A 25,107-nucleotide genomic window follows, 5' to 3' on the forward strand; every position below is an offset into this window, starting at 1 on the left:
TCACCTAGAAAAGTTATTGATCGATTGTGCATTCGATTGTAAAAGATAAATTCAACTTATATAGATAAATAAAGTTGGTCAACCTTCTGTGCAAGAGCTTCCAATGAAATAACAATAAAAAGAATGAGAAGTAGTTCTAGGCTACCTCTCATTCTTTTTTCTACTTTTGATGGGAATCTTTATTAAATAATTTACCTTTGTCTAAAAAGTTTCCTTTGGTAAAATATTTGGTATCATTTTATTCCCTCATTCATAAAATATCAATAAAATCGTTTTATTTCACTTTTTTAAGCCGAATAAAAAACATGTACGATGTGGATTTTAGCGTAATCCTCTATGTTTAGTGCTTTTTCCACTAAATTTAATAAGATGATGTTTACAAAATTGCATATGGGCTATATAATTTGATCAATATAAAAAAGTTTCCCTTAGGAAAAATATTTATTGATATACTCGTAATACGTGAGTATTATATTTTTTTACCTGAGTTTTGCCTATGTGCAAAAAAGTTAAATGAACCCAATAAAAAGGAGAGTATATAAAATGACTGACGCAATCGTTGTAAAAGATTTGTTTGTATCGTATCAAGGTAATCAAGCGGTTAAAGACGTTTCGTTTACGATTGAGAAAGGGCTGCTTATTGGAATTATTGGTCCGAATGGAGCTGGTAAATCAACGTTAATGAAAGCTATTTTGGATTTAATCCCAAATGATAAAGGACATATTGAAGTCCTGGGAGAGAATATTCGAAGCGCTAGGAAACAAATTGCTTACGTTCCACAGCGAAGTACGATTGACTGGGATTTTCCGATTACCGTTTTAGATGTTGTATTAATTGGAACGTATCCATCCTTGGGAATAATGAAAAGACCCAAGAAAGAGCATAAGAGTTGGGCGTTACAGTGTTTGCACAAAGTAGGAATGGAAGAATTTAAACACCGTCAGATCGGCGAACTGTCAGGTGGTCAACAGCAACGCGTATTCTTAGCAAGAGCGCTTGCTCAAAAAGCAGAGGTCCTTTTTTTAGATGAACCATTTGTTGGAATAGACGTAACGAGTGAAGAAACCATTATCACTATTCTTCGAGAGTTACGTCAACAAGGAAAAACAACGGTCGTTGTACATCACGATTTAAGTAAAGCAGAATCCTATTTTGATAAATTATTATTATTGAATAAAGAATTGATTCATTATGGAGAAGTAAATAGCGTACTCGAACCAGCCGTGATGGTAAAAGCCTATGTAAATCAAGAACTCTTTTTTAATCATCCAACGGAGGTACATTCATCATGAAGGTTGTAGAATTTATGAATGCGTTGATGCAATATAGCTTTCTACAAAAAGCGTTGCTAACGTCCGTTATGGTAGGAGTTATTTGTGGAGTGATTGGCTGTTTTATTGTCTTAAGAGGAATGGCACTGATGGGAGACGCAATTTCACACGCTGTTCTTCCAGGCGTTGCTATCTCCTACATGATGGGAATGAATTATTTTATCGGTGCAGTTTTAACGGGAGTTATTACTGCGATTGGAATTGGCTTTGTTAGTCAAAATAGTCGTATCAAACATGATATGGCAATTGGTATTATGTTTACGTCCGTATTTGCTATAGGGATTATTTTAATTACCTTTATGAAAAGCAGTTCTGATCTTTATCACATCTTGTTTGGAAATGTGCTTTCTGTACGCTCTTCTGATATGTGGACTACACTCATTATCGGTGTCGTTATTATGGGCTTGGTGTATGTGTTTTATAAAGAGCTTTTGGTGTCGACGTTTGATCCAACTATGGCACAAAGCTACGGCTTGCCAAACAAATGGATTCATTACGGGCTCATGGTTCTTTTGACGATGGTGACAGTTGCCTCTCTTCAAACTGTAGGAATTATTCTCGTAGTTGCCATGCTCATTACGCCTGCGGCTACGGCCTACCTATTAACGAACCGGTTATGGGTCATGATTTATTTAGCAGCTGGTATCGGAGCGCTTTCTTCTATAGTAGGGCTATATTTTAGCTTCTCATATAACCTTGCTTCAGGAGCAAGTATTGTTATTGTGGCAACATTCTTATTTGCGTTAGCATTCTTCTTTTCACCTTCACAAGGGCTGTTTTGGAGAATGATAAAAATAAAAAGAAATCGAGCTGAGCTCTCAAAGTCGATTGGAGGATGAAGATGAAATTAAAAATTTGGTTGTTATCAGTCATTAGTCTACTAGTCTTTGCACTAGTTGCGTGTTCCAGTGGCACCAATGGAAACGAAGTGAACAGTGACAAGTTGAAAGTCGTTACGACTTATTCCATTATCTATGATATTGTTAATCAAATCGGTGGAGAAAAAGTTGAGATTCATAGTTTGGTTCCAATTGGAAAGAACCCGCATGAATATGATCCGCTTCCAGAAGATGTAATGAAGATGACGGATGCAGACGCTGTATTTTACAATGGGTTAAATCTAGAAGAAGGTGGAGCTTGGTTTAACAAATTATTGAAAACAGCGGATAAATCAGGTGAGAACGCGCCTGTTTATCGAGTGAGTGAAGGGGTAAAACCTATTTATCTAGAAACAAAAGGATTAGAAAAAGAGCCTGATCCACATGCGTGGATGAACATTGAAAATGGAATCCTATACGCTGAAAATGTAAAGAAAGCACTTATTAAAGAGGATCCTGATAACAAAGAATTTTATAAAAAAAATGCTAAAGAGTATATAGCAGAACTTCAAAAGTTACACGATGATACATTAAATAAGATCCAACAGCTTCCTGAAGAAAAGCGTTTCTTAATCTCAAGCGAAGGAGCTTTTAAATACTTTGGAAATGCATACGGAATAAATACAGGTTATATTTGGGAAATTAATTCAGAAAGCCAAGGTACGCCCGATCAAATTCGAGACGTGGTAAGTTTAATTGAAACAAATAACATTCCAGCTTTATTTGTCGAAACAAGCGTAGATAAACGAAGTATGGAAACGGTATCCAAAGAAACGCAGGTTCCGATTGCTGGCACAATTTTTACCGATTCGCTTGGGAAACCAGGGGAAGACGGAGACACGTATTTAAAAATGATGAAGTGGAATACGGAAACGATTATTAATGGATTACAAGAATAAGTGAGCTGTTTTTTTACAATTCAACGCTATACTAGAATCTGAGTCATAAATATTTCAGCTAATGATATATCCAAACTATCGCGAGTTAAACACTTTCGATCGTTTGGATATTTTTTGTTTATTAGTAAAAAAATTGAAAAGTTGATGGTGGTTTTTACTCAATAAACTAATAAAATATGTTAGATTATATAACATAATTGTTTAACTTTTCGGAAAATTGCTTTAAATTAGACTCAAACATTCATTTTAAATGCATCTTTTAGTCGAAAATAATGAAGGCAAAGGAGAGAAATGAAGTATGAGAAAAGAGAAGTTAATCGTAATTGGGAATGGGATGGCTGGAATTCGAGCAGTTGAAGAGATTATTAGTTTGTCCCCTGAAATATTTGATATCACTGTATTTGGGAGTGAGCCACATCCAAACTATAATCGCATCTTGTTATCTAAAGTATTACAAGGGGATACAAGCGTAGAAGACATTACGCTAAACGACTGGAACTGGTATGAGGAGAACGATATTACTCTTTATATAGAAGAAAAGGTTATAAGCATTGACTCAATTAATCAAGAAATACGTACGGATCAAGGGAGGATTGAATTTTACGATAAGCTGATCATAGCAACGGGCTCTCTGCCATTTATTCTTCCAATTCCAGGAGTAGAGAAAGAAGGCGTTACAACGTTTCGAGATATAAGCGATACGAATCAAATGGTAAAAGCATCTCAGCAGTATAAAAAAGCAGCTGTAATTGGAGGCGGATTATTAGGTTTAGAAGCAGCGAGAGGACTTTTAAACTTAGGAATGGATGTAACGGTTGTTCATTTATCCTCTTATTTAATGGAGCGTCAGTTGGATTTGACTGCTGGAAAGTTGCTTCAAAAAGAGTTAGAACAGCAAGGGATGAGTTTCTTGCTTGAGAAACAAACCCAAGAAATCACGGGTCATGAGCGCGTAGAAGGGTTAAAGTTCTCAGACGGAAACCTATTGGAAACAGATTTTGTAGTAATGGCAGCAGGCATTCGACCGAATACTGAACTTGCTCAAAAAGCGGGTCTTCATATCAACCGTGGAATTGTGGTAAATGATTATATGGAAACGAGTAGTGCCAACATTTATGCCGTAGGCGAATGCGCAGAGCATAAAGGTATGGTTTATGGGTTGGTAGCTCCTCTTTACGAGCAAGGAAAAGTACTAGCTAAAACGATCTGTGGAGGAGATGTACGTCCTTATCAAGGGTCTGTTCTATCCACTCAGTTAAAGGTATCGGGCGTAGATGTTTTTTCAGCCGGTGATTTTATAGAAGATGAACAAAAGAAATCGATCAAGGTATTCGATGAGCAAGATGGTATTTACAAAAAAATTGTTTTAAAAGGAAATCAAATTGTAGGGGCCGTTTTATTTGGTGACAGCCGTGATGGAAACCGCTTGTTTTCCATGATTCAAAAGCAACAGGACGTATCGGAAGTGGAGAAGATTTCAATTCTACAACCAATAAGCGGGCAAGGAAGCGGAAGTCTGGTAGCAAGTATGAGTGCGGATGATATTGTTTGTGGATGTAATGGCGTATCGAAAGGAACGATTGTAGAAGCTATTCAAAATCAAGGCTGTACATCAGTTGATGAGCTTAAAGCCTGTACGAGTGCTTCACGTTCGTGCGGAGGGTGTAAGCCGCTTGTTGCTGAATTGCTTCAGCACACGCTTGGAAGTGAGTTTGATGGAGCAGCTCAAAAGGAAGCGATATGTGGATGTACATCTCTTTCTCGAGATGAGGTGGTAGAGGAAATTCGAGCAAAAGGCTTATCTCATACGCGTGAAGTGATGAATGTGCTTGGATGGAGTAACGAAGAAGGTTGTTCTAAGTGTCGTCCTGCATTGAATTACTACTTAGGTATGGTGAATCCAACTGGCTATGTAGATGAACGAGAATCTAGATTTGTAAATGAACGTATGCATGCTAATATCCAAAAGGATGGTACGTATTCTGTTGTTCCTCGAATGTACGGGGGTGTCACGAACGCAGATGATTTACGACGCATTGCTGACGTGGTTGATAAATACAACATCCCGCTTGTAAAAGTAACGGGAGGACAGCGTTTAGACTTATTCGGTGTAAAGAAAGAAGATTTACCTTTAGTGTGGGAAGAGCTAGATATGCCTTCTGGTTATGCTTATGGCAAATCACTTCGAACGGTGAAGACGTGTGTTGGAGAACAATTTTGCCGCTTTGGTACGCAGGATTCGATGGGAGTAGGGATTGCGCTGGAAAAGAAATTTGAAGGATTATGGACTCCTCATAAAGTAAAGATGGCTGTATCGGCCTGTCCAAGAAGCTGTGCTGAATCAGGCTTTAAAGATATTGGCTTTATTGGAATAGACGGTGGTTGGGAAATTTATGTTGGTGGTAATGGAGGCACTCATTTACGAGGAGGCGATTTGCTATATAAGGTGAAAACAGACGAAGAGTTAATGGAAATTACAGGAGCTTATCTACAATATTACCGTGAAACGGCAAATTATCTAGAGCGTACTTCAGCTTGGATTGAACGAATCGGTATTAAAAACGTTCAGGCTATTCTTGATAATGTAGAGGAAAGAAAGAAACTAAACCTTCGTATAGATGAAGCCTTATCTACGTATCGAGATCCATGGAAGGAAATCGTTGAGAACAAGCAAGCAAAAAAAGAATTGTTTGAGACAGTTGTAACATCATAACAAAACAAATGGAGGAGAAAAAGATGGTAAACAAAAACATAACAAAAGTGTTGCTTGGGTCAATTCATGATTTTCCAGAAAGCCTAGGTAAAACCGTGAAAGTGAATCAAAAAGAAATTGCTGTCTTTAAGCTATCAAGCGGTAAAATTCAGGCCGTTGATAACCGATGTCCTCATAAAGGTGGCGTATTAAGTGAAGGAATAGTGAGCGGTGATTCGGTATTTTGCCCTATGCATGATTGGAAAATTTGTTTGGACAACGGGCGTGTTCATGAACCTGATACTGGCTTAGTAAAGTCATACCGAACATCTGTTGAAGAAGAGCTTGTATATCTGTGGTTAGAAGATTAATAAGCTGTTGTAAATCATCTATTAAACATGCCATCATAGTTATACCGAAGGAGTGAAGCGGAGAATGAGACAAGGAAAAGTCTATCTTGTTGGAGCGGGACCGGGCGACCCAGAGTTGTTAACAATTAAAGCAGGAAAGTGTTTAGAAATAGCAGATGTTATTTTATACGATCGGCTGGTAAATCCTGATCTTTTACACTATGCAAAAGAGGGAGCAGAACTTGTGTATTGCGGAAAGACGCCTGGTTATCACTGTGTTCCTCAAAAAGTCATTCAAGATTTATTATTACATTACGCCCAGCAAGGAAAGATAGTTGTACGGCTAAAAGGTGGAGATCCTTTCATTTTTGGGCGAGGAGGCGAAGAAGCTGAAGTATTAGCTAAGCATCACATTGAGTTTGAAATCATCCCCGGTATTACAGCGGGGATTGCTGCTCCTGCTTATGCTGGAATCCCTGTCACCCATCGAGAGTTAAGCCGTTCATTTGCAATCGTGACCGGACACGGTTTAACTGGAACTCCGGAAAATATTAGGTGGCATCATCTAGCTCAAGGCGTTGATACGCTTGCTATTTATATGGGAGTTAAAAACTTACCGTATATTTGTGAACAGCTTTTAGCTGGTGGTAAGTCCATAGAGACACCAGTGGCGGTGATTGAGGAAGGTACTTCTATTAACCAAAGGGTTTTAATTGGTACGCTGCGAACGATTGTAGAAATAGCCACTAGTGAACAAGTCAGTAATCCAGCGCTGATTGTGGTCGGAGAAGTGGTAAAACAATCAGCGACTCTCTCCTGGTTCTCAAAGTCCAAACTTCAAGAAGTGTACGCGTAATATTTTTATTATATAATTTATCAGAGAATTTTAACGAAATAGGGGAGGGATAAGCGTGTTTAAAGCGTCAATCGAGTCTATGACGGACATAGCTCGTCAAAAAACAAATCAAGTGAATAAACAATTGCCGAGCTATTTACTGTTGTCTATGCTTGCAGGTGCTTATGTCGGAATTGGTGTAGTATTAGCTCTTTCAGTTGGTGCTCCGTTAGCCGAAGCATCATTACCAATAGTCTCACTAGTTATGGGCTTATCGTTTGCCATTGCGTTACTACTTGTTATGTTTGCCGGAGCCGAGTTGTTTACAGGCAATCATATGTTTTATACAATCAGTACATTATCAGGTGCTACTACGTGGAAAGATACGTTGAAAAATTGGCTGTGGTGCTTTGTTGGAAACGGATTGGGAGCGTTCGTATTGTGTCTCTTAATCGTTGGAACTGGTTTGTTTAAAGGAGTAGGCGATACACATTTATTACTGACAACCGCAGCAAAGAAAATGAACCTGCCAATGAGCGAACTTTTTTTTCGAGGGATTTTATGTAATTGGCTCGTCTGCTTAGCCATTTGGACGGCTTTGAGAACCAAAAGCGATGCGGCCAAAATTATGTTAGTTTTTTGGATGCTGTTTGCCTTTGTTGCATCTGGCTATGAACACAGCGTTGCAAACATGACGTTCCTTGGTTTGGCTTTACTTCATCCGCACCCTGAAACGATATCATTAGCTGGACTGCTACATAATTTGATCCCGGTTACGCTTGGGAATATTGTAGGCGGCGCTTTATTTGTAGGAAGCGTATATTGGTTTATCAATAAAAAGCAAATGGAAAAAGGGCGTATTCAAGAAGTGAAAATTCCACAAATCGTTAAAGAAGAAACATTATCAAAGTAACAGAAAATCCGCTTTGCATAAAAGCGGATTTTTTAGATTGAATTTCGATCAGTAACCGAAAGAGGGTTGAGATACTTGACTAATATAATTTACTGCTGTATGATTCTTTAGTATTTGCGTAAGACGTGGTTCGGAACCATCCCACGTAAAAAAACTAAGGAGAGTATGCAGCATGAATGTAAGAACACTTGCAGTCAACGGTATTATTGCGGCAATGTATATTGCGGTAACGATGTTTATTCAGCCGTTTGGCTTTACAAATATTCAGTTCCGTATTGCGGAAATGTTTAATCATTTGATTATTTTTAATAAGAAGTATTTGTATGGAATTGTGCTAGGCGTATTTTTAGCCAATTTATTCTTCTCACCAATGGTGGCGTATGATTTGGTATTTGGCGTAGGACAATCTTTAATTTCCTTATTACTGATGATCTTTGCGATGAAGTTTGCCAAGGGCACGGTTGCTCGTATGGTTACCAATACACTGATCTTTACGTTTACGATGTTTATCATCGCGTTTGAGCTTCATTTAGCACTAGGTTTTCCATTTTTACTAACATGGTTAACAACTGCGATTGGTGAATTTTTAGTGATGCTTGTTGGAATTCCAGTGATGCTGGCAATTCATAAACGCGTAAACTTCACAAAGTTAATCGATTAATACTACAAAGAGACTGAGACATAAGTAGTTCAGCCCTTACTATACCTGAACGATTGAGAGTTCCTCACTTTTAATCGTTCAGGTTTTTTGGTTGATTGTGAAAACAATGTTGGAAACAGGGTGGAATGGAGCGGAGGACACTCGACTCCTGCGGGAAAGAGAGGGAAAACGGAGATCCCGCAGCGCAGCGAGGAAGCTCAGGTTCCTCCCCGCGGAAAGCGAGTGGCCGTAGCGCAATGGAACGAACGTGTTGAGACAAACTAAAGAGATGGGAACAGCTAGTGTTCGTCTTTTAGAAGCAATCATTTTGTTATGTCCCAAACTCTTTTTCATATTTAAATGGTTTTAATTTATAGAAAAAAGACACAAGATATGACAGAATTAGAGAGAAGTTGTTAAGTACGTTAATACATAGTAAAAGTCATGTTTTATACTATACTTGAGAAGGAGAGAAGAGCTTGCTTGCAAATGATGATCATAAGGTAGAAGAACTAGCATTTATTAAAAAAGCCCTAGACTTTACAATGCGGACTTTTTTTGTTTATAAATGGTAATATATACATATAAGCCTAACTTAAAAGGTGACTAAGTACAGAATTGAACAAACTTCCAGCATTTGATATATTGGTTTTACAATTTATTTACATTATTATGTGTTACATACGGGGGTTAGGGAATTGAAGCCAATTATATTAGGCGTGTGCTCGGCGTTTTTCTTTGCGTTTACATTTGTTTTAAATCGTATGATGGAAGTTGAAGGTGGAAGCTGGATTTGGAGTGCTTCCTTACGCTTTTTCTTTATGGTTCCACTATTGTTGATCATCGTCATCGCTAGGAAAAAACTTTCCGCTACGTTTGCGGAAATGAAAAAAGCGCCAATGCAGTGGGTTATGTGGAGCACGATTGGCTTTGGGTTATTCTACGCGCCGCTTTGCTATGCGAGTGCTTACGGTCCGAGCTGGTTAATTGCGGGAACGTGGCAAATTACGATTATCTCAGGTTCGCTTCTAGCTCCTTTATTTTATGAAACGATTCAAACGAGTAAGGGACCTATTCAAGTAAAAGGAAAAATACCTTTTAAAAGCTTAGCGATGGCCCTCATTATTTTACTTGGCGTCGCCATTATGCAAATTGAACACGCAACAACACTATCGCTTGTGAGCGTACTGCTTTGTACATTGCCAATTTTAGTTGCTTCTTTTGCTTATCCGCTTGGCAATCGTAAGATGATGGTGGTTGTATCCAACCGCTTAGATGCTTACCAGCGCGTGCTCGGAATGACAATTGCAAGTTTACCGTTTTGGATCATCTTAGCGATTTACGGTTTGATTACCGCTGGGCCACCTAGCACCTCACAGGTCATTCAATCGGGCTGGGTTGCTTTGTTTTCAGGCGTTATTGCGACGGTCTTATTCTTTGCAGCAACCAATATGGTCAAAGGTGATATGAAAAAGCTCGGAGCAGTCGAAGCTACTCAGTCGCTTGAAGTATTGTTTGCGCTACTTGGCGAAACGATTCTGCTTGGCATGCCGCTACCTACATACGTTTCGTGCATTGGAATTGTACTTGTTATTGCTGGTATGGCGCTAAATAGCTACGTATCGAGTAGGAAAGGGAATAAAGAGACGAAGGAAGAAATGAAGCAAGCAACAACTCTGTAAAAGTAGATGGAAATTTTGGAGAAAAAGGCTTCATTTACGTACATTAGTGGTAAAATAGAATATATATATTCTATAAAGGAGGAATGTCAGGTGAGTGCCTTAATTGTAGGCTTAGTAGCTTCCGTTCTTTCCGTTTGTTTACTGTTTTCCAATCGTCAGAAGCGCGTTAATAAGGTCCAATCTACGCAGTCGTTACATGCACAAAATATGAACAAGCAGAGTGAGCAAGACGATTCTCTCATGTATTATATATAGGAAGCTCTTACAGTAAAAGTAGGCCGAGAAGATGTAAATGCTTCTCGGTTTTTTCTTGTGGTTTTGATTTTGGTGGGAAAGCTTAGATCTGTACTACATGAATATTTGAAAAAAGTTATTTATTATATGAAAGCCCTTTAAATGCTAATGTGAAGAGTTTTTGGTATTTTTTAACTAATACTTTTATTACCTAATCAATCTATTATCTTGTATTAATTTGAATCGATTCTCCTTTTTTATATTTTCATAATGAAGCAGGTTCAAATGTGCTTTAATATTAAATTTGTGTAATAAAATACCAAAAAGGAGTTAGGGAGAATGATAAATAACAAAGCAATAAGATTAACTTGTGTCCCAACATTGATACTTGCACTTTTTGTTGCTTTCTGCTTTCCTTTGCAAGCAAAAGGATCTGAAGGATTTCCTGCGGAAGAAGAACTAGTGGAGGAATTAGCAGCTCAACTTGAGTTCTTGATGGAAGAAGCTTTGGTCGTAGAAAATGGACTAAGAACATTTGACTTTGAAAAGATTGAAGATGAATTTGGAAAGGAAGTCCGTGATGAAATTGAGATGTTAACGGTTGGTCTTCAGCCAGTTGAAAACACAAAATCTAGAAATGGGAATTTAATGGTAACGGCATCAAACGAAGCTTGGAAATCATGTATGATAGGAGCTATAAAAGACCATTTCGGAGTAGCGATGGTCACAGCTGCACTTGAAGGTGGGTTATGGGCATATCTTGAAAAGAAAGCTTATAAGGAAGCGGCTAAATTACTAGTGAAGTTTGCCGTAGGCTCAAATGCTGTTGGTTTAGCAGGCACTTTAATTTATTATGGAGGAGTGTGCACCTATAAACATGGATAGTAAGAAAGAAATTGTTAAAAGTTAAGGGGGAATAAATTATGAAATTTAGCAAAGTTTTATATGGGATGGTCCACCTGGTCACTCCTTTAACCTTTTTCCTTATAGCTGTTATTTGGGGGCATTTTGGCTTATCAAAACCTATTTGGGTTAATTTATCAGATAATCTATCAATAATAGGCATATATTACGTAGGAGTAAGTATCCTATGGATTCTAAATATAAAAAGCATTCATAAAGTATCAGAAGAGATAGAAAATAAAAAAGGGTGATGTAATTACTCTTTTAAATGGTCAATCTGAATATAGATTGACTTCTTTTTGTTTTTACAACCTAGTATCTATTTGAGATAACTATTACTTTTAATTTTATAAGTTTAAGAGCTTTTGAACAAACTATTTTAGTGGATGGAAAAAGAATTATTGTCTCACTAGAAATTTTAGGCGCCCATCTATATCAAGGGGAACGAACTGTATTAACCTGTAAAAGAGTAGACACAAGAGTTTGGGACATAACAAAATGATTGCTTCTAAGAGACGAACAATAGCTGTTCCAATCTTTTTGGTTTGTCTGAATACGTGCGTTCCATTGCGCTACGGCCACTCGCTTTCCGCGGGGAGGAACCTGAGCTTCCTCGCTGCGCTGCGGGATCTCAGTTTTCCCTCTCTTTCCCGCAGGAGTCGAGTGTCCTACGCTCCATTCCACCCTGTTTCCAACATTGTTTTCACAATCAACAAAAAACCTGAACGATTAAAAGTGAGAAATTCTCAATCGTTCAGGTTTATCATTGGCTGAATTACTTATGTCCCAGCCTCTATGAAACTAGTTTAACCTTTCCCCAGCTTCATTTTGAATAATAACTTCATATGAATCACCTTGAAGTTGTTTCTTCATCTTATCTGATTCTAAAAATTCCTCTACAACTTTTTCTAGTTCTTTTGCAAATAGCTGCGGTTCTTCTTGACGAGATATTGTAATGTTTAGGTGCGGAGATGGGTTAACTGAATAACCAATTCCAACGACTTCATATTTCTTTTTGCTTAGTAAACCATCCCCTATTGTGGTAACGATTGTTCCCCAGCGTCCGTCTTGTTCGCGTTTTGGTCCGTTTACTTTTGTAAATGTAATGTCCGTGTTTGCTTGATCATATTTCTTTAAAATTTGTTGCGCTTCTTTTTTTATAGCGTGTGTTCTTGTTTCTGTATCCGCTATTTCCAGGTCAATAGAATAGCTATCGTGATTATCTTTATCAACATGAGTAGTAATTCCAATCGTTACTAAATGGTATCCTTTAGCTTTCAATGTTCGTTGTATGTCATCCATGATTTTGCCGTCTGGATAAACAGTTCCTACACTGCTTACTTTATAGTTTTGTTTCTCTAAGGTATCAAAGGTTATATCTGTAATTGGTTCAGGTTCAAAAAGCTTTCCAAGGTAAGGGATTTTAGAAGCTACCTGAGCCATGGCAGGTGAGACAAAGGTTGAACGAATAAACAAAGTTGCTAGTAGACATGTGGCTAAGCTTGTATAAAGCAGCTTCTTTTGAAACGGTTTCTTTCGGACAGGTGAATGAATTCTTGTAGCTCTTTGGTCAATTTCCACCATAATATTTTGCTTCATTCTTTTCCTCGTTGATTCGCTCAGCGAAAAGCTTGCATCTAACTCTTTGAAAATATGTTTATTGCGTTTGTCTTGGTTTGCTGTCATATTCATAATCTCCCTTCAGAAGCTGTCGTTCTAAGCCGTGCAGTGTCCGAAATAAAGTAGACTTCACTTTGCTTTCTGACCAGTTTAGAATGTCCGCTGTTTCTTGAAAAGCATCGATATGAACGTATGCTTTTACAAAGGTTTCTTCGGTTAAATCTTCTGCTTGCTGGTAGTCTTTAATCATCATAAAGATAAACTTAAAGACTGCTTCACCGTACTGATCGTACCAGAGAGAAATCTGTTTTTTGGTAAATCGACCAAGTGATTGACGCTCCTTTTTGTTAAAATCTATTGTTTAGAAGAAAGAGTTAGAGAAAAGTTGTGGTTTATATCTATTTTTATCAATAAAAAGTTTAGTTGATTACTAATAAAAATAAAACTTGGTATATCAGTTTAAGCTGATTTATTGTAGCAAATCATTCAATTCATTTTTGTGAACTAAAAAATTGATGACCTTAAGCAAGCGATAGAATTAAGCCAAGAATAATAAGAAAAAGAGCAAAAGTGTTCATGGTTGCGAACCCTTTTGCTCTTTGTATTGAGTAAATGTAGTAACTTCTCTCAGTAGTAAACAGGAGAGTCAACTATATTCAATGAAAATGTCTTTGTTGTTTCATCTTCTCTACAGTTTAAGAATCCTAACTCTACAAATAAAGATAAGTTCTTATAAACCGTATCGAAGCTGATTCTTTTATTTGTATTCTTCAAGTGATCAATAACTTGCTGAGCAGACAGCTCGGCATCTTGGCGGTCACAAAAAAAAGAGATTAAGACGCGTCTTTGGTTTGTTATGTGATAACCGTTCTGTTTTAAAAAAAGTAAATATTCGTCTGTTGACATGGTTTATATACTCTTTGAAAATTTTTAGTCAGTCAAATCTGTTGTGGAGGACATAAAGGTAAGTAGTTTAATGATTGTTGGGATTATAGGTTTGTATTATTTTATATCCTTCAGTGTCCGTTTTTGATGTTGCAAATCGATATGCTAATTTTATTTTTTGTAAATTTTTTTAAAAAAAGATTGAAATCAAAAACTGAAGGTGCTTTAATAAATGTAAGCGATAACATATCACATATGTGATAACTGAAAGGTGGTGTTATTGTGAACGTAGAACGAATCGCTCGAAAGAAAATCTCAGAATCAATTGAAGAGCAAATTGAAGGCATGATTGCTTCGGGTCAGTTTAAGCCTGGAGAGAAGCTTCCTTCAGTCAGAGAGCTGTGCACGTTATTTGGCGTGGGGCGTTCATCTGTACGCGATGCCATTACCGCACTCAAAGGTAAAGGAATTGTGGATGTAAAGCAGGGAGAAGGCACGTTTATTTGTCAGTTTGATTCATCAAGAATGTTTCAATATACCATGCTTTTACCGAGCGAAGAGGATGTTCGAGAACTATTTCAAGTCCGAAAAATGCTGGAGCCGGGCATTGCTGAAATGGCTGCCAAGAATCGCTCTCCAGAAGATTTAAAGAAATTAAAACTAGAGCTTTCCAAAACATTTGAAAATGACTGGGAAGCCGATTACCACTTCCATCAAGTGATTGTCCATGCAGCAGGCAATAAAATGCTAACTCAATTCATCCAGTTTATTTCCACGAAGATGCAAAAAGCAATGATTGATTTTTATCAGTACATTCAACCACACGAAGCCTTTTTAAAAGAAATTGCGTCACACCACTATCACATCTATGAATCCATTAAACAATCAAATTCAAAAGATGCCTACATACACATGCTGAATCATTTAGAACTTGTTGAAAATATTCTACAAACAAGCTTAACGCGCATCCAGCGCTAATGCTTCATAAAAATTGAATTTCGATGGGGGAGTTTGATGATTGCAGAACGACTTTTTTCTGACCTTCAAGCGCTTTTTTCTACTGAGCAAGTGCAGGAAACAGCAGTAGCACATCCGCTTGGAAATGGAGGGGAGGTTACGGTTTACCCGACTTCTGAAGCCGAAATTGCAGCTGTTTTAACGTATGCGAATCAAAATGGATATACGGTATCCATCATGGGTGCAGGTACGAAGCGAGGGTTCGGCGGTTTAGTTCAATCTGCTGATATCTTGCTATCTCTTTCTCGCTATAAGGGAATTGTGGAGCATGTACCGGGCGACATGACGGTTACGGTGAAAGCAGGTACATCGTTTAAGGAGTTACAAGATCATTTAGCCACATACGGTCAGCAGCTTTCGTTAGATCCATCTTGGCCCGAAACAGCAACAATTGGTGGTATTGTAGCAGCCAATGACAGCGGTCCTAAACGCCTTGGATATGGATCTTGTCGAGATGTTGTCATTGGCATGACGCTTGTGTATGCTGACGGACAAATCATTCGTTCTGGCGGAAAAGTCGTCAAAAACGTAGCCGGCTACGATATGAATAAGCTCTTCATTGGTTCAATGGGGACGCTTGCTGTTATGTCTGAAATTACGCTAAAGCTTCGTCCGCTTCCAAAGTGCCAATCACTCGTCGTTATCGCGTTTCCAGAGGCATCTTTAATTGATATCAGGTCCTTAGCGACTCAGATCCTGGATTCCATGCTAGAGCCCGTATCCCTACAACTCATGAGTCCTTCTTTGAGTAGGGAGCTAGTTGGAGAAGAAGCTTACTGTTTAGCCATTGCGCTGGAGGATGTTGAGAGCTCTGTTCGCTATCAAGAAAAAGCAATTCAAGGGCTGGGAAGCTCACAAGCAGTTGTTTCCATCAAATCGGAAGAGGAGCGAATTCGCTTTTGGCACCAGCTTTACAGAATGGGTGTCAATGGAGCTTCTTTTATAGATGGGGACTCTCTAACAGCCGTTTTAAAGGTAGGAGTGAAAAATCTCGATGCCCTCAAGGTAGTAGAAAGCGCATATTTGCTTACGAATCGATATGATGTCCGCATTCGGGCACATGGGGGAATCGGTCACGGTCTTTGTCAAATCGAAATTAGTGGGGGCTCTAAAGACATTCTAGGAGCAATTGTTGATATGCGTAAGCAAGCTCATGAACTAAAAGGATATGTAGTCGTTACGCACGCACCGCTTGTATTTCGTCAGCAGCTCAACGTCTGGGGAGAAAAGCCATCTCACTTCTTTTTATACGAAGGAATTAAATCAAGGATAGACCCGAACAAAATGTTAAATCATAAGCGATTTGTGGGAGGGATTTGATTTATGAGTGGAGAGGTTATAAACGAGCCGGCCTGTACAGCAAGTAGCCTAACAAACTACTTATGGAAAGATAAGCCTGACCCAATGAAATGGGCTGATTGTGTGCACTGTGGCATGTGCTTGGAATCGTGCCCAACCTATGAAATAACGGGTCAAGAGCAGCATTCACCAAGAGGGCGCGTTCATCTCATTAAGTCCGTAGCTGAAGGGAAGCTTGAAGTAAACGAACAGCTAATTGAGCCAGTTTTTGATTGCTTAGACTGCAGAGCCTGTACGACAGCTTGTCCAGCCGATGTGGATGTCGGTGGATTGATTGAAGAAGCGCGCGGTCAAATCCGTCAAGCGATGCCGCTTACCGGTGTGAAAGGAACTGTAAACGAGTTCTTTTTAAAAGGATTATTCCCATACCAGCGACGTCTTGAATCCGTCGGTTCACTGCTGAAGTTTTATCAAAAAAGCGGGCTGCAAAAAGCTGTGCGAAAAACGGGACTTATGAGCGTGATGCCAAAGCATTTAGCTGAAATGGAAGCAGTTATGCCAGATATTAAAAAGCCTGTACAAAAGAAATATAAGAAGCAAACAACGATTCCTGCAAAAAATGAAGCGAAAGCAAACGTGGCTTTTTTAACTGGGTGCGTCATGGACGTGATGTTCAGCGATATTAATGATGCTACTATTCAAGTATTAACCCGCAACGGAAACAACGTGACGATTCCAAAAAAACAAACGTGCTGCGGTGCTTTGCATGTGCATGCCGGCGACCGAGACACGGGAAGGAAGCTTGCAAAACAAAACATTGAAGCATTTGAAAATGAGGAAACCATCGTTGTAAATGCAGCGGGATGCGGGTGTATGCTGCAAGAATATCCCGAGCTGTTTCGAGAAGAGGAAACGGAATGGTACGACAGAGCCAAAGCATTTTCCAGAAAAGTCCAAGATATTTCAAAATACTTATACGATACGGGCTATGAAAAACCGAAAGCGTCTTTACACACAACGATTACCTATCATGATGCTTGCCATCTTGCGCATGGTCAAGGCGTGAGAAAAGAGCCGCGCGATTTACTTCTTAATATACCGGGAGTGGAAATGGTGCATATGCCAAATGCTGATCGGTGCTGTGGTAGCGCGGGGATTTATAATATGACCAATCCAGAAATGGCAGGTGAAATCTTAAAAAGCAAAATGGAAAGCGTGCCGGAAGATGCAGAGTTAATTTCAATGGGGAATCCTGGCTGCATGCTCCAAATGGCCATGGGTGTAAAAAAATACGGTCGCAGCCAAAAGGTTGTCCATACGGTTCAGCTGCTGCAGTGGGCGTATGAAAAAGAAGATGAAGAAAAGGGGTATCGCTCATGAAGAAGAAAAAAATTCGTTCAAATGATGCGCATATCCTAGCGCTAGCTGCTCTCATGGAAGGCAGTGGGTCGATCTTATATGAAGAAGCTGATTTGCTCGCTTATGACTGTGACGGGTTTACCGTTCACCGCAAACTGCCACGAGCGGTGGTGTTTCCAAAAGATGCTGAAGAAGTAGCAAAAGTTGTGCGCTACTGTGCGAAGCATAACCTTCCGTTTTTAGCTAGAGGAGCTGGCACAGGGCTAAGCGGTGGAGCTATTCCTCTCAACAATGAAGTGATCATTAGCCTTGTTCGAATGAAGCGCTTGGTGAGCGTGGATCTTGAAAACCGGCAAGCAGTTGTTGAGCCCGGCTTCATTAATTTAAAGCTCACAAACTCAATTGCAGATAAGGGCTATTATTATGCTCCCGATCCATCAAGTCAATACTGTTGTACAATCGGAGGCAACGTTGCGGAAAACGCAGGCGGCGCTCATTGTTTAAAGTATGGAGTCACAACAAACCATATTTTAGCGCTTGAAGTGGTATTGCCGAATGGTGAAATTATCACTATTGGTGGAGAAGGCATCCTGGATACGCCAGGCTATGACCTTCTTGGGCTTTTGACAGGATCTGAAGGGACGCTTGGAATCGTAACAAAAATTACGGTTCGTATTTTGAAAAATCCTGAAGCCAAGCAGACGGTGCTAGCGTATTTTGACCATGTTTCAGATGGAAGCCAAGCCGTGTCTGACATCATTTCAGCAGGTATTGTTCCGGCGGCTCTTGAAATGATGGATAAAATTGCGATTGAAGGCGTAGAAGCAGCTGCTTTTCCAGTAGGACATCCAAAAGATATTGAAGCGGTGTTGCTTATTGAAGTTGATGGAATCTCAGCAGGTATTGAGGAACAAATTGAAGAAATTCTTGCCGTTTGCCGACGGCATCATGTCAGAGAAGTAAAAGTTGCAAAAGATGAGCAAGAACGAGCGAGCTGGTGGGCAAACCGGAAAACGGGCTTTGGAGCAATGGGAGCCATCTCGCCGGATTATCTAGTGCAAGACGGCGTCATTCCGAGAAGCAAACTGCCAGAAGTGCTGGAGCGGATCAACGAAATTAGCAAGCGATATGAGTTAAGAATTGCGAATATTTTTCATGCTGGTGACGGTAATCTACATCCGCTCATTCTATTCGATATGGCAAAGCTGGGAGAAACAGACAGAGCGTTAAAAGCAGGCAGTGAGTGCTTACAGGTTTGTGCAGATGTTGGCGGAACCATTACAGGAGAACACGGTGTGGGTATCGAAAAGAAAGAAGAAATGAAATTTGTCTTTAAGGATGAAGAAATTTTGGCTCAAACAAACATTCGTGAAGTGTTTAACCCAGAAAATTTACTAAATGCGGGTAAACTGTTTCCAAGTCCAAGTCGCTGCGCTGAAGTTAAGCGTGATTTAAAGGATAAGCAAACAGTTGCACGTCCGTAATCATTAAAAGGAGGAAGTAAAATGGTAGCTTATAAGCAAATTGGAAAACTTCAAGTAGCACCTGTTTTGTACAAATTTATTAATGAAGAAGCTCTTCCGGAGACTGGACTACAAGAGGAGGCGTTTTGGGCAGGATTCGAACAACTTATTCATGAGCTAACACCGGAAAATAAAGCACTGCTTGCTAAACGTGATGAACTGCAAGCCAAATTAAATCGATGGTATCGTGAAAATCGTGATTCCTTTGACTTTGAAGCATACAAAGCATTTCTTACGAGCATTGGCTATTTAGAAGCAGACGTAGCTGACTTTCAAATTTCAACAGCTAACGTAGACGATGAAATTGCGCTTCAAGCTGGACCACAGCTTGTTGTACCAGTTAATAATGCCCGCTACGCAATTAACGCGGCGAATGCTCGCTGGGGTAGCTTATACGATGCGCTTTACGGAACGGATGCGATTAGCTCCGAAAATGGAGCTGGAGTTCAAAGTCAGTATAATCCGATTCGGGGTGAAAAGGTCATTACGTTTGCAAAATCCTTTTTAAATCATACGATTCCATTAAAAGAAGGCAAACACGAAGACGTTGTGCAGTACGTCGTGACAAATAAGGTGGAAGCATTGTTGCAGGACGGGACAACAACGGAGCTGAAAGAACCGAGCAAATGGGTTGGCTATCAAGGTGATGGTTCAAACCCGAGTGCCCTGTTATTTAAAAATAACGGACTGCATTTTGAAATTCAAATTGACCGCCAGGATGCGATTGGAAAAAGCGATGATGCAGGCGTAAAAGATGTGCTGCTTGAATCGGCTGTCACAACTATTATGGACTGTGAAGACTCGGTAGCTGCAGTAGATGCAGAAGACAAAGTAGAAGTGTATCGCAACTGGTTAGGCTTAATGAAAGGTGATTTAAAGGCAACGTTTAAAAAAGGTGCAAAAACAATGACCCGTACGCTAAATGACGATCGTCAGTATAAAACTGCAAACGGAGATACTGTGACGCTTTCCGGACGCTCTTTGATGTTTGTACGAAACGTAGGTCATTTGATGAGCAACAGCGCCATCTTAGACGCCAACGGTGATGAAATTCAAGAAGGTATTTTAGATAGCATAATTACGAGTTTAATTGCAAAGCATACGCTGCTTGGAACTGGTAAGTATCAAAACTCTCAAAAAGGCTCTGTGTATATTGTAAAACCGAAAATGCACGGCTCTGAAGAAGTAGCATTTGCTAATAAGCTGTTTGATCGCGTAGAAGATTTAGTCGGATTGCCACGCTATACTCTTAAGATTGGAGTGATGGACGAAGAGCGCAGAACGTCACTGAACTTAAAAGCGTGCATTGAAAAAGTTAAAAATCGCGTTGCGTTCATTAACACAGGGTTCTTAGACCGCACCGGAGATGAAATGCATACATCTATGGAAGCAGGCGTCATGATTCGAAAAAATGATATGAAATCTTCCGTTTGGCTAGCAGGATATGAAAAATCAAATGTACTAACAGGCTTAGCAAGCGGATTCCAAGGAAAAGCGCAAATTGGAAAAGGTATGTGGGCAATGCCAGATTTAATGGCTGAAATGCTGAAACAAAAAGTAGGCCACTTACAAGCAGGAGCAAATACGGCATGGGTTCCATCCCCAACCGCTGCAACGTTACATGCTCTTCATTATCATGAAGTCTCGGTTGTGGATGTTCAAAACCAGCTGGCGAACAATTCTACTAATCTGCGAGATGACATTTTACAGGTACCGCTTGCTAAAGAACCAAATTGGACAAAAGAAGAGGTACAGCAAGAATTAGATAATAACGCACAAGGTATATTGGGCTACGTAGTACGCTGGGTAGATCAAGGAATTGGGTGTTCAAAGGTTCCAGACATCAACGACGTAGGCTTAATGGAAGACCGAGCAACGCTTCGTATCTCAAGTCAGCACGTAGCAAACTGGTTACATCACGGAATTTGTACAAAAGAGCAAGTTCTTGCGACGCTACAACGAATGGCGAAAGTCGTGGATAGCCAAAATGCGGGTGACGCTAACTATCAGCCAATGGCACCTCATTATGAAGAGTCTATTGCGTTCCAAGCAGCGTGCGACCTTGTGTTTAAAGGATATGATCAACCAAACGGATACACTGAGCCAATCTTGCATGCGCGCCGCATTGAAGCAAAAGCAAAGCAAGCAATCGAACAAAAATAAGCGAATCAAGGAGCGAGGCTACGTATGAAATTTACACGTTTTGAATCAGAAGGTGTGATTTGCCAAGGAGTGGTAGAAAAAGAAAACATTCGTGAAATAACAGGAGATTTGTTTACGAAATGGGAATACACGGGGCGCACATTTATACGAGAAGATGTGAAGCTGTTAGCACCAATACAGCCAAATCAGATTATTGGCATTGGAGCTAATTACGTGAAAGATGTGAGCGAGCTGCCTGAAAAGCTTCCTGATATTCCGGTATTTTTCTTTAAACCCATTTCATCGGTTATTGGGCCTGGTGAAGATATCATCATTCCAGAAGGAATTGAAGAAGTAAAGTTTGAATCTGAGCTTGCGGTTGTCATTGGAAAAGAAGCAAAAAAACTTTCAGCGTCAAATGTTCGTGAGTATATCTTTGGCTATACGATTGGAAATGACGTCACAGCACCGCAGTTTATTCACCCGGACGGCCACTGGACGGTGGGGAAATCATTTGATACATTCACGCCGCTTGGTCCCTATATTGAAACCGAGCTGGATCTTGCAAACATTCGTGTAAAAGCGACGCTGGATGGCATAGAAAAACAAAATAGCGGTATGGATCTTATCATCATCTCGGTTGAAAAAATGATTGCTTATCTTTCCAATGTGATGACGCTCAAACCAGGAGACGTTATTTTAACAGGTAGTCCAGTAGGAGCGGAATTAGTGGGCGCAGGAAGCATTATTAATTGTCATATTGATGAAATTGGCTCGCTGAAAAATACTTTTAGCAAAGTAAAAGTCAGCGTGAATTAATAAGAAAGAATGATTTGAATACAGCTTGGTATCTGCGGTAAACATGCTTGTCTACATGAATAAAACAGGTTCAGGCTGCTTAGGTATTTCGATCACAACAAAAAACAACCTGTTCGAATTGTGACGTAATCGGATTTCGAACAGGTTTTTATTTATGAAAAAAGGTAATAGCTTGACTGAAACCGATATTCTCTCACATAAAATAAACTGTTTTAAACACTTGTTGAAAAGGAGGAAGAAAAGCATGAGTACTGGAATGTTAGCACTTCTATCACTTTTACCGATTTTAGCGGTTGGTATTTTTTTAGTAGGGCTGAGATGGCCTGCTAGCAAAGCGATGCCAATTTCTTACTTGGTGGCTGTAGGGTTAGCGTTATTTGTATGGAAGGTGCCTGGCGTAACAATCGCTGCTGCTTCCATTAATGGTTTGGTCGTTGCAGGAACGCTTTTATATATTATTTTTGGTGCAATTTTATTACTGAACACCCTGCAAGAAAGCGGCGGAATTAAAACCATCCGCCAAGGCTTTACGGATATTTCACCGGACCGCCGTATTCAAGTTATTATTATTGCATGGCTATTTGGTTCCTTTATTGAAGGAGCTTCGGGTTTCGGTACGCCGGCTGCGGTTGCGGTTCCGCTGTTAGTAGGCCTAGGCTTTCCTGCCATGGCAGCGGTTATTGCTGGAATGGTTATTCAAAGTACGCCCGTTTCGTTCGGGGCAGTAGGAACACCAATGCTAGTCGGCGTTCAAACAGGATTATCAGCAGATGCAAGCATTACGGATAACTTTCTAGCACTGGTAACTGAAATTGGTGGACAGGTAGCAATTTTACACATGATCGCGGGTACGTTTATTCCACTGTTTGTTGTGGCGCTTATGACAAAGTTCTTTGGGAAGAATAAATCATTTACGGAAGGAATCCGCGTTTGGAAGTTTGCACTCTTTGCTGCGTTTGCAATGACCATTCCATATGTCTTGGTTGCAAACCTACTAGGTCCTGAGTTTCCATCAATGATTGGTGGATTAGTCGGACTTGTCGTTGTTGTGTTTGCTGCTAAAAGAGGATTTTTAATGCCAGCTAAAGAAGAAGCATGGGACTTTGAAGAGAAAAGCAAGTGGGACCCTGAGTGGATAGGCAGTTTAGAAATAAAAGATGTTGCGTATCATAACGGACAAATGAGCATGTTTCGTGCGTGGCTCCCTTATGTATTAGTTGGCGTATTCTTAGTGCTATCAAGGTTGAAAGCGCTTCCTGTTTTAGGGTGGCTACAATCATGGACCGTTTCGTTTCCGAATATATTTGGTTCTGAAGTAAGTGCAAGCTTTCAGCCACTGTATCTTCCGGGAACAATTTTCATCTTAGTATCTCTAATCACTTATTTCCTTCATCATATGAATAAAAAAGCTTATAAAAAGGCGTGGGCACAGTCTGCAAAAACAACGATTGCTGCGTCTACAGCTTTAATTTTTACGGTTCCGATGGTACAGGTTTTTATTAATTCTGGAGGAGGAGAAGCGGGGTTCGATAAAATGCCAATTGAATTAGCAAACGGTGCAGCAGCTTTAGCAGGCGAATATTGGCCGTTGCTTTCAACTTTTATTGGAGGACTTGGTGCATTTATTGCTGGAAGCAACACCGTAAGCAATATGATGTTTTCGTTATTTCAATACGATGTTGGTACCCAAATTGGCGTGAATCCAACTTGGGTTGTTGCTTTACAAGCGGTTGGAGGAGCGGCTGGAAACATGATTTGCGTTCATAATGTTGTGGCAGCTTCAGCCGTTGTAGGGCTGGTTGGAAAAGAAGGAGCGGTTATTCGAAAAACGCTGCTGCCGTTTATGTACTATGCGCTTTTATCCGGAGCGGTTGGGTATGCAATCGTATGGTATGCTGAAAAAGGACTAGTAAATATTGGATCAGCAATTGTCGTAGGTGTCTTTTTAGTAGCGGTGTATATAATCAGTACAAATCAACGTCGTACGCAGCTCATCTCTGTTGGGAATAAAACAAAGTTCTTAGACTAATAAAACAAAGAGGCTGGGACATAAGTAATTCAGCCAATGATAAACCTGAACGATTGAGAGTTTCTCACTTTTAATCGTTCAGGTTTTTTGGTTGATTGTGAACGCAATGGAACGAACGTGTTCAGACAAACCAAAAAGATTGGAACAGCTAGTGTTCGTCTCTTAGAAGCAATCATTTTGTTATGTCCCAAACTCTTTTTGTCATTTTTGAACAAAATCAGGGTAATCAGTAATAATAGCGTCTATATTCATTGATAACAGGAAATCAGCCGTTTGCTGATTACGCACCGTCCAAGAAGAGATCTTCATTCCGTTATTATGTACATTTGTCACTAACTCATTTGTAACAAGTCCGTAATGAGGGTTAAAGTAATCAGCATATGTCGCAAACTGCTGAAGCTTTTCCTCTGTTGTATCTGCTTTAGACCCTGTTAACACGCCAATTGGAACGTTTGGAAGCAGCTCGTCCATCTTTTTCATCGAGTCGAAATTAAATGACTGAACAATGATCTTTTCATTGTTTGGCTTGTCCATGTTGCGTTCTTTTAGCTCACCAGCTATTTTTGCTTCGATGCCTGGATAGAGTTCGGACGACTTTAATTCAATTAGAATGCCAATTTTGCCGCGGTAGCGATCCAAAATTTCTTCAAATGTTGGAATGGGTTCTCCAGCAAATTCGGTTCCTTTCCAGCTTCCCGCGTCTAATGATTGTAGTTCTTCTAGTGTTAGATCTTTGACTGCACCTGTACCGTTTGTCGTACGGTCGACGGTTACATCGTGAATGACTACAAGCTCGCCATCTTTACTTTGCTGTACGTCAATTTCAATATAATCTGATTTCATTTCGAATGCTTTCTCAAACGCAGCGACCGTATTTTCTGGAGCATATCCAGATGCACCACGATGCGCTACGTTGTCTACGTCATTTTTTGCAGCCGATGCTTGCTGTAAAGGACTTAGCAACAAAGCAAATGAAATCCCAATCCCTGCTAATACTTTTTTATTCATCTCTCCATCTCCCAACTCAAACTGTTTTCATGATTCAGTATAAATTTG

25 protein-coding genes and 1 riboswitch are annotated in these 25,107 nt (G+C 39.8%); of the genes, 20 read left to right on the forward strand and 5 right to left on the reverse strand.

The annotated features are described in order from the left end of the window. The first annotated feature begins 543 nt into the window (after positions 1-543). From AC1UFB_RS13670 to AC1UFB_RS13730, 13 genes are all read left to right on the forward strand, one after another. Entirely contained in the window at positions 544-1,293 is a 750-nt protein-coding gene (locus AC1UFB_RS13670; RefSeq protein WP_025909688.1) for a metal ABC transporter ATP-binding protein, read from the forward strand. Beyond that, positions 1,290-2,171 (forward strand): metal ABC transporter permease, encoded by an 882-nt coding sequence (locus AC1UFB_RS13675; protein ID WP_025909689.1) that lies wholly within the window; start codon positions 1,290-1,292, stop codon positions 2,169-2,171. Before AC1UFB_RS13670 ends, AC1UFB_RS13675 begins: the two co-directional genes overlap by 4 nt. Positions 2,172-2,173: 2 nt before the next feature. Beyond that, complete coding sequence (locus AC1UFB_RS13680; RefSeq protein ID WP_328101670.1) at positions 2,174-3,109, forward strand: metal ABC transporter substrate-binding protein; 936 nt, start codon at positions 2,174-2,176, stop codon at positions 3,107-3,109. Between the two features lie 298 nt (positions 3,110-3,407). Beyond that, positions 3,408-5,822 carry a nitrite reductase large subunit NirB gene (gene nirB, locus AC1UFB_RS13685; RefSeq protein ID WP_328101669.1) on the forward strand — a complete coding sequence of 805 codons (2,415 nt, stop codon included), beginning with the start codon at positions 3,408-3,410 and terminating at the stop codon, positions 5,820-5,822. Between the two features lie 23 nt (positions 5,823-5,845). Beyond that, positions 5,846-6,172 carry a nitrite reductase small subunit NirD gene (nirD, locus tag AC1UFB_RS13690; RefSeq protein ID WP_025909692.1) on the forward strand — a complete coding sequence of 109 codons (327 nt, stop codon included), beginning with the start codon at positions 5,846-5,848 and terminating at the stop codon, positions 6,170-6,172. Between the two features lie 64 nt (positions 6,173-6,236). Next, positions 6,237-7,007 (forward strand): uroporphyrinogen-III C-methyltransferase, encoded by a 771-nt coding sequence (gene cobA / locus AC1UFB_RS13695; RefSeq protein ID WP_076512598.1) that lies wholly within the window; start codon positions 6,237-6,239, stop codon positions 7,005-7,007. A gap of 55 nt (positions 7,008-7,062) precedes the next feature. Further along, positions 7,063-7,899: a formate/nitrite transporter family protein gene (locus tag AC1UFB_RS13700; protein ID WP_251385875.1), complete on the forward strand. Its 837-nt coding sequence runs from the start codon at positions 7,063-7,065 to the stop codon at positions 7,897-7,899. Between the two features lie 119 nt (positions 7,900-8,018). Then, a riboswitch (PreQ1 riboswitch) is annotated at positions 8,019-8,063 on the forward strand. 8 nt (positions 8,064-8,071) lie between these two features. Next, the gene (locus tag AC1UFB_RS13705; protein ID WP_328101668.1) at positions 8,072-8,560 is read left to right on the forward strand and encodes a QueT transporter family protein; all 489 of its coding nucleotides are present in this window, start codon (positions 8,072-8,074) and stop codon (positions 8,558-8,560) included. Positions 8,561-8,680: 120 nt separating this feature from the next. Next, positions 8,681-8,824, forward strand: a complete 144-nt coding sequence (locus AC1UFB_RS13710; RefSeq protein WP_482589404.1) for a hypothetical protein — start codon at positions 8,681-8,683, stop codon at positions 8,822-8,824. 413 nt (positions 8,825-9,237) lie between these two features. After that, positions 9,238-10,221 (forward strand): DMT family transporter, encoded by a 984-nt coding sequence (locus AC1UFB_RS13715; RefSeq protein ID WP_328101897.1) that lies wholly within the window; start codon positions 9,238-9,240, stop codon positions 10,219-10,221. 90 nt (positions 10,222-10,311) lie between these two features. Beyond that, on the forward strand, positions 10,312-10,476 hold the full coding sequence (locus AC1UFB_RS13720; RefSeq protein WP_153301192.1) for a hypothetical protein: 165 nt from the start codon (positions 10,312-10,314) through the stop codon (positions 10,474-10,476). A 318-nt stretch (positions 10,477-10,794) separates the two neighbouring features. Then, positions 10,795-11,340, forward strand: coding sequence for a hypothetical protein (locus AC1UFB_RS13725; RefSeq protein ID WP_025909859.1), 546 nt, complete (start codon positions 10,795-10,797; stop codon positions 11,338-11,340). 38 nt (positions 11,341-11,378) lie between these two features. Beyond that, positions 11,379-11,609 carry a hypothetical protein gene (locus AC1UFB_RS13730; protein ID WP_025909858.1) on the forward strand — a complete coding sequence of 77 codons (231 nt, stop codon included), beginning with the start codon at positions 11,379-11,381 and terminating at the stop codon, positions 11,607-11,609. A gap of 184 nt (positions 11,610-11,793) precedes the next feature. Here the strand turns inward: AC1UFB_RS13730 and AC1UFB_RS13735 are convergent, their stop codons facing one another. The 4 genes from AC1UFB_RS13735 to AC1UFB_RS13750 all read right to left on the reverse strand — a co-directional run bounded on the left by AC1UFB_RS13735 (position 11,794) and on the right by AC1UFB_RS13750 (position 13,884). Then, positions 11,794-12,042 (reverse strand): hypothetical protein, encoded by a 249-nt coding sequence (locus AC1UFB_RS13735; RefSeq protein WP_482589405.1) that lies wholly within the window; start codon positions 12,040-12,042, stop codon positions 11,794-11,796. A gap of 117 nt (positions 12,043-12,159) precedes the next feature. Continuing rightward, complete coding sequence (locus tag AC1UFB_RS13740) at positions 12,160-13,044, reverse strand: DUF4030 domain-containing protein (protein ID WP_328101003.1); 885 nt, start codon at positions 13,042-13,044, stop codon at positions 12,160-12,162. Then, a complete protein-coding gene (locus AC1UFB_RS13745) occupies positions 13,016-13,336 on the reverse strand; it encodes an RNA polymerase sigma factor (RefSeq protein WP_430248919.1) in 321 nt (106 codons plus the stop codon). The genes AC1UFB_RS13740 and AC1UFB_RS13745 overlap by 29 nt, the downstream gene beginning before the upstream one ends. A gap of 269 nt (positions 13,337-13,605) precedes the next feature. Beyond that, the gene (locus AC1UFB_RS13750; RefSeq protein ID WP_025909651.1) at positions 13,606-13,884 is read right to left on the reverse strand and encodes a Fur family transcriptional regulator; all 279 of its coding nucleotides are present in this window, start codon (positions 13,882-13,884) and stop codon (positions 13,606-13,608) included. A gap of 261 nt (positions 13,885-14,145) precedes the next feature. On the opposite strand from AC1UFB_RS13750, the gene AC1UFB_RS13755 reads away from it, so the two are divergent. From AC1UFB_RS13755 to AC1UFB_RS13785, 7 genes are all read left to right on the forward strand, one after another. Beyond that, positions 14,146-14,841, forward strand: coding sequence for a FadR/GntR family transcriptional regulator (locus AC1UFB_RS13755; RefSeq protein ID WP_328101001.1), 696 nt, complete (start codon positions 14,146-14,148; stop codon positions 14,839-14,841). 36 nt (positions 14,842-14,877) lie between these two features. Continuing rightward, positions 14,878-16,200 (forward strand): FAD-binding oxidoreductase, encoded by a 1,323-nt coding sequence (locus tag AC1UFB_RS13760; protein WP_100347199.1) that lies wholly within the window; start codon positions 14,878-14,880, stop codon positions 16,198-16,200. 3 nt (positions 16,201-16,203) lie between these two features. Further along, positions 16,204-17,559, forward strand: coding sequence for a (Fe-S)-binding protein (locus tag AC1UFB_RS13765; RefSeq protein ID WP_061785947.1), 1,356 nt, complete (start codon positions 16,204-16,206; stop codon positions 17,557-17,559). Then, positions 17,556-19,022 (forward strand): FAD-linked oxidase C-terminal domain-containing protein, encoded by a 1,467-nt coding sequence (locus tag AC1UFB_RS13770; RefSeq protein ID WP_328101000.1) that lies wholly within the window; start codon positions 17,556-17,558, stop codon positions 19,020-19,022. The genes AC1UFB_RS13765 and AC1UFB_RS13770 overlap by 4 nt, the downstream gene beginning before the upstream one ends. A gap of 21 nt (positions 19,023-19,043) precedes the next feature. After that, positions 19,044-21,224, forward strand: coding sequence for a malate synthase G (locus AC1UFB_RS13775; RefSeq protein ID WP_328100999.1), 2,181 nt, complete (start codon positions 19,044-19,046; stop codon positions 21,222-21,224). Between the two features lie 24 nt (positions 21,225-21,248). Then, positions 21,249-22,022, forward strand: a complete 774-nt coding sequence (locus AC1UFB_RS13780; protein WP_025909672.1) for a fumarylacetoacetate hydrolase family protein — start codon at positions 21,249-21,251, stop codon at positions 22,020-22,022. 244 nt (positions 22,023-22,266) lie between these two features. Then, positions 22,267-24,051: an L-lactate permease gene (locus tag AC1UFB_RS13785; RefSeq protein ID WP_163070614.1), complete on the forward strand. Its 1,785-nt coding sequence runs from the start codon at positions 22,267-22,269 to the stop codon at positions 24,049-24,051. Between the two features lie 201 nt (positions 24,052-24,252). Here AC1UFB_RS13785 and AC1UFB_RS13790 read toward each other — a convergent pair whose 3' ends face one another. Continuing rightward, positions 24,253-25,059, reverse strand: a complete 807-nt coding sequence (locus tag AC1UFB_RS13790; protein WP_328101822.1) for a glycerophosphodiester phosphodiesterase — start codon at positions 25,057-25,059, stop codon at positions 24,253-24,255. Positions 25,060-25,107 lie beyond the last annotated feature (48 nt).

This window comes from Priestia sp. KCTC 13724, from assembly GCF_056820425.1.

What these genes read in the sequence shown, in the direction of transcription:
- AC1UFB_RS13790 (WP_328101822.1), bottom strand. Translation starts at nt 25,059, where the DNA reads ATGAATAAAAAAGTATTAGCAGGGATTGGGATTTCATTTGCTTTGTTG.
- AC1UFB_RS13785 (WP_163070614.1), top strand. Translation starts at nt 22,267, where the DNA reads ATGAGTACTGGAATGTTAGCACTTCTATCACTTTTACCGATTTTAGCG.
- AC1UFB_RS13760 (WP_100347199.1), top strand. Translation starts at nt 14,878, where the DNA reads ATGATTGCAGAACGACTTTTTTCTGACCTTCAAGCGCTTTTTTCTACT.
- AC1UFB_RS13770 (WP_328101000.1), top strand. Translation starts at nt 17,556, where the DNA reads ATGAAGAAGAAAAAAATTCGTTCAAATGATGCGCATATCCTAGCGCTA.
- AC1UFB_RS13780 (WP_025909672.1), top strand. Translation starts at nt 21,249, where the DNA reads ATGAAATTTACACGTTTTGAATCAGAAGGTGTGATTTGCCAAGGAGTG.
- AC1UFB_RS13670 (WP_025909688.1), top strand. Translation starts at nt 544, where the DNA reads ATGACTGACGCAATCGTTGTAAAAGATTTGTTTGTATCGTATCAAGGT.
- AC1UFB_RS13705 (WP_328101668.1), top strand. Translation starts at nt 8,072, where the DNA reads ATGAATGTAAGAACACTTGCAGTCAACGGTATTATTGCGGCAATGTAT.
- nirB (WP_328101669.1), top strand. Translation starts at nt 3,408, where the DNA reads ATGAGAAAAGAGAAGTTAATCGTAATTGGGAATGGGATGGCTGGAATT.
- AC1UFB_RS13675 (WP_025909689.1), top strand. Translation starts at nt 1,290, where the DNA reads ATGAAGGTTGTAGAATTTATGAATGCGTTGATGCAATATAGCTTTCTA.
- nirD (WP_025909692.1), top strand. Translation starts at nt 5,846, where the DNA reads ATGGTAAACAAAAACATAACAAAAGTGTTGCTTGGGTCAATTCATGAT.
- AC1UFB_RS13740 (WP_328101003.1), bottom strand. Translation starts at nt 13,044, where the DNA reads ATGACAGCAAACCAAGACAAACGCAATAAACATATTTTCAAAGAGTTA.
- AC1UFB_RS13730 (WP_025909858.1), top strand. Translation starts at nt 11,379, where the DNA reads ATGAAATTTAGCAAAGTTTTATATGGGATGGTCCACCTGGTCACTCCT.
- AC1UFB_RS13680 (WP_328101670.1), top strand. Translation starts at nt 2,174, where the DNA reads ATGAAATTAAAAATTTGGTTGTTATCAGTCATTAGTCTACTAGTCTTT.
- AC1UFB_RS13750 (WP_025909651.1), bottom strand. Translation starts at nt 13,884, where the DNA reads ATGTCAACAGACGAATATTTACTTTTTTTAAAACAGAACGGTTATCAC.
- AC1UFB_RS13725 (WP_025909859.1), top strand. Translation starts at nt 10,795, where the DNA reads ATGATAAATAACAAAGCAATAAGATTAACTTGTGTCCCAACATTGATA.
- AC1UFB_RS13765 (WP_061785947.1), top strand. Translation starts at nt 16,204, where the DNA reads ATGAGTGGAGAGGTTATAAACGAGCCGGCCTGTACAGCAAGTAGCCTA.
- AC1UFB_RS13775 (WP_328100999.1), top strand. Translation starts at nt 19,044, where the DNA reads ATGGTAGCTTATAAGCAAATTGGAAAACTTCAAGTAGCACCTGTTTTG.
- cobA (WP_076512598.1), top strand. Translation starts at nt 6,237, where the DNA reads ATGAGACAAGGAAAAGTCTATCTTGTTGGAGCGGGACCGGGCGACCCA.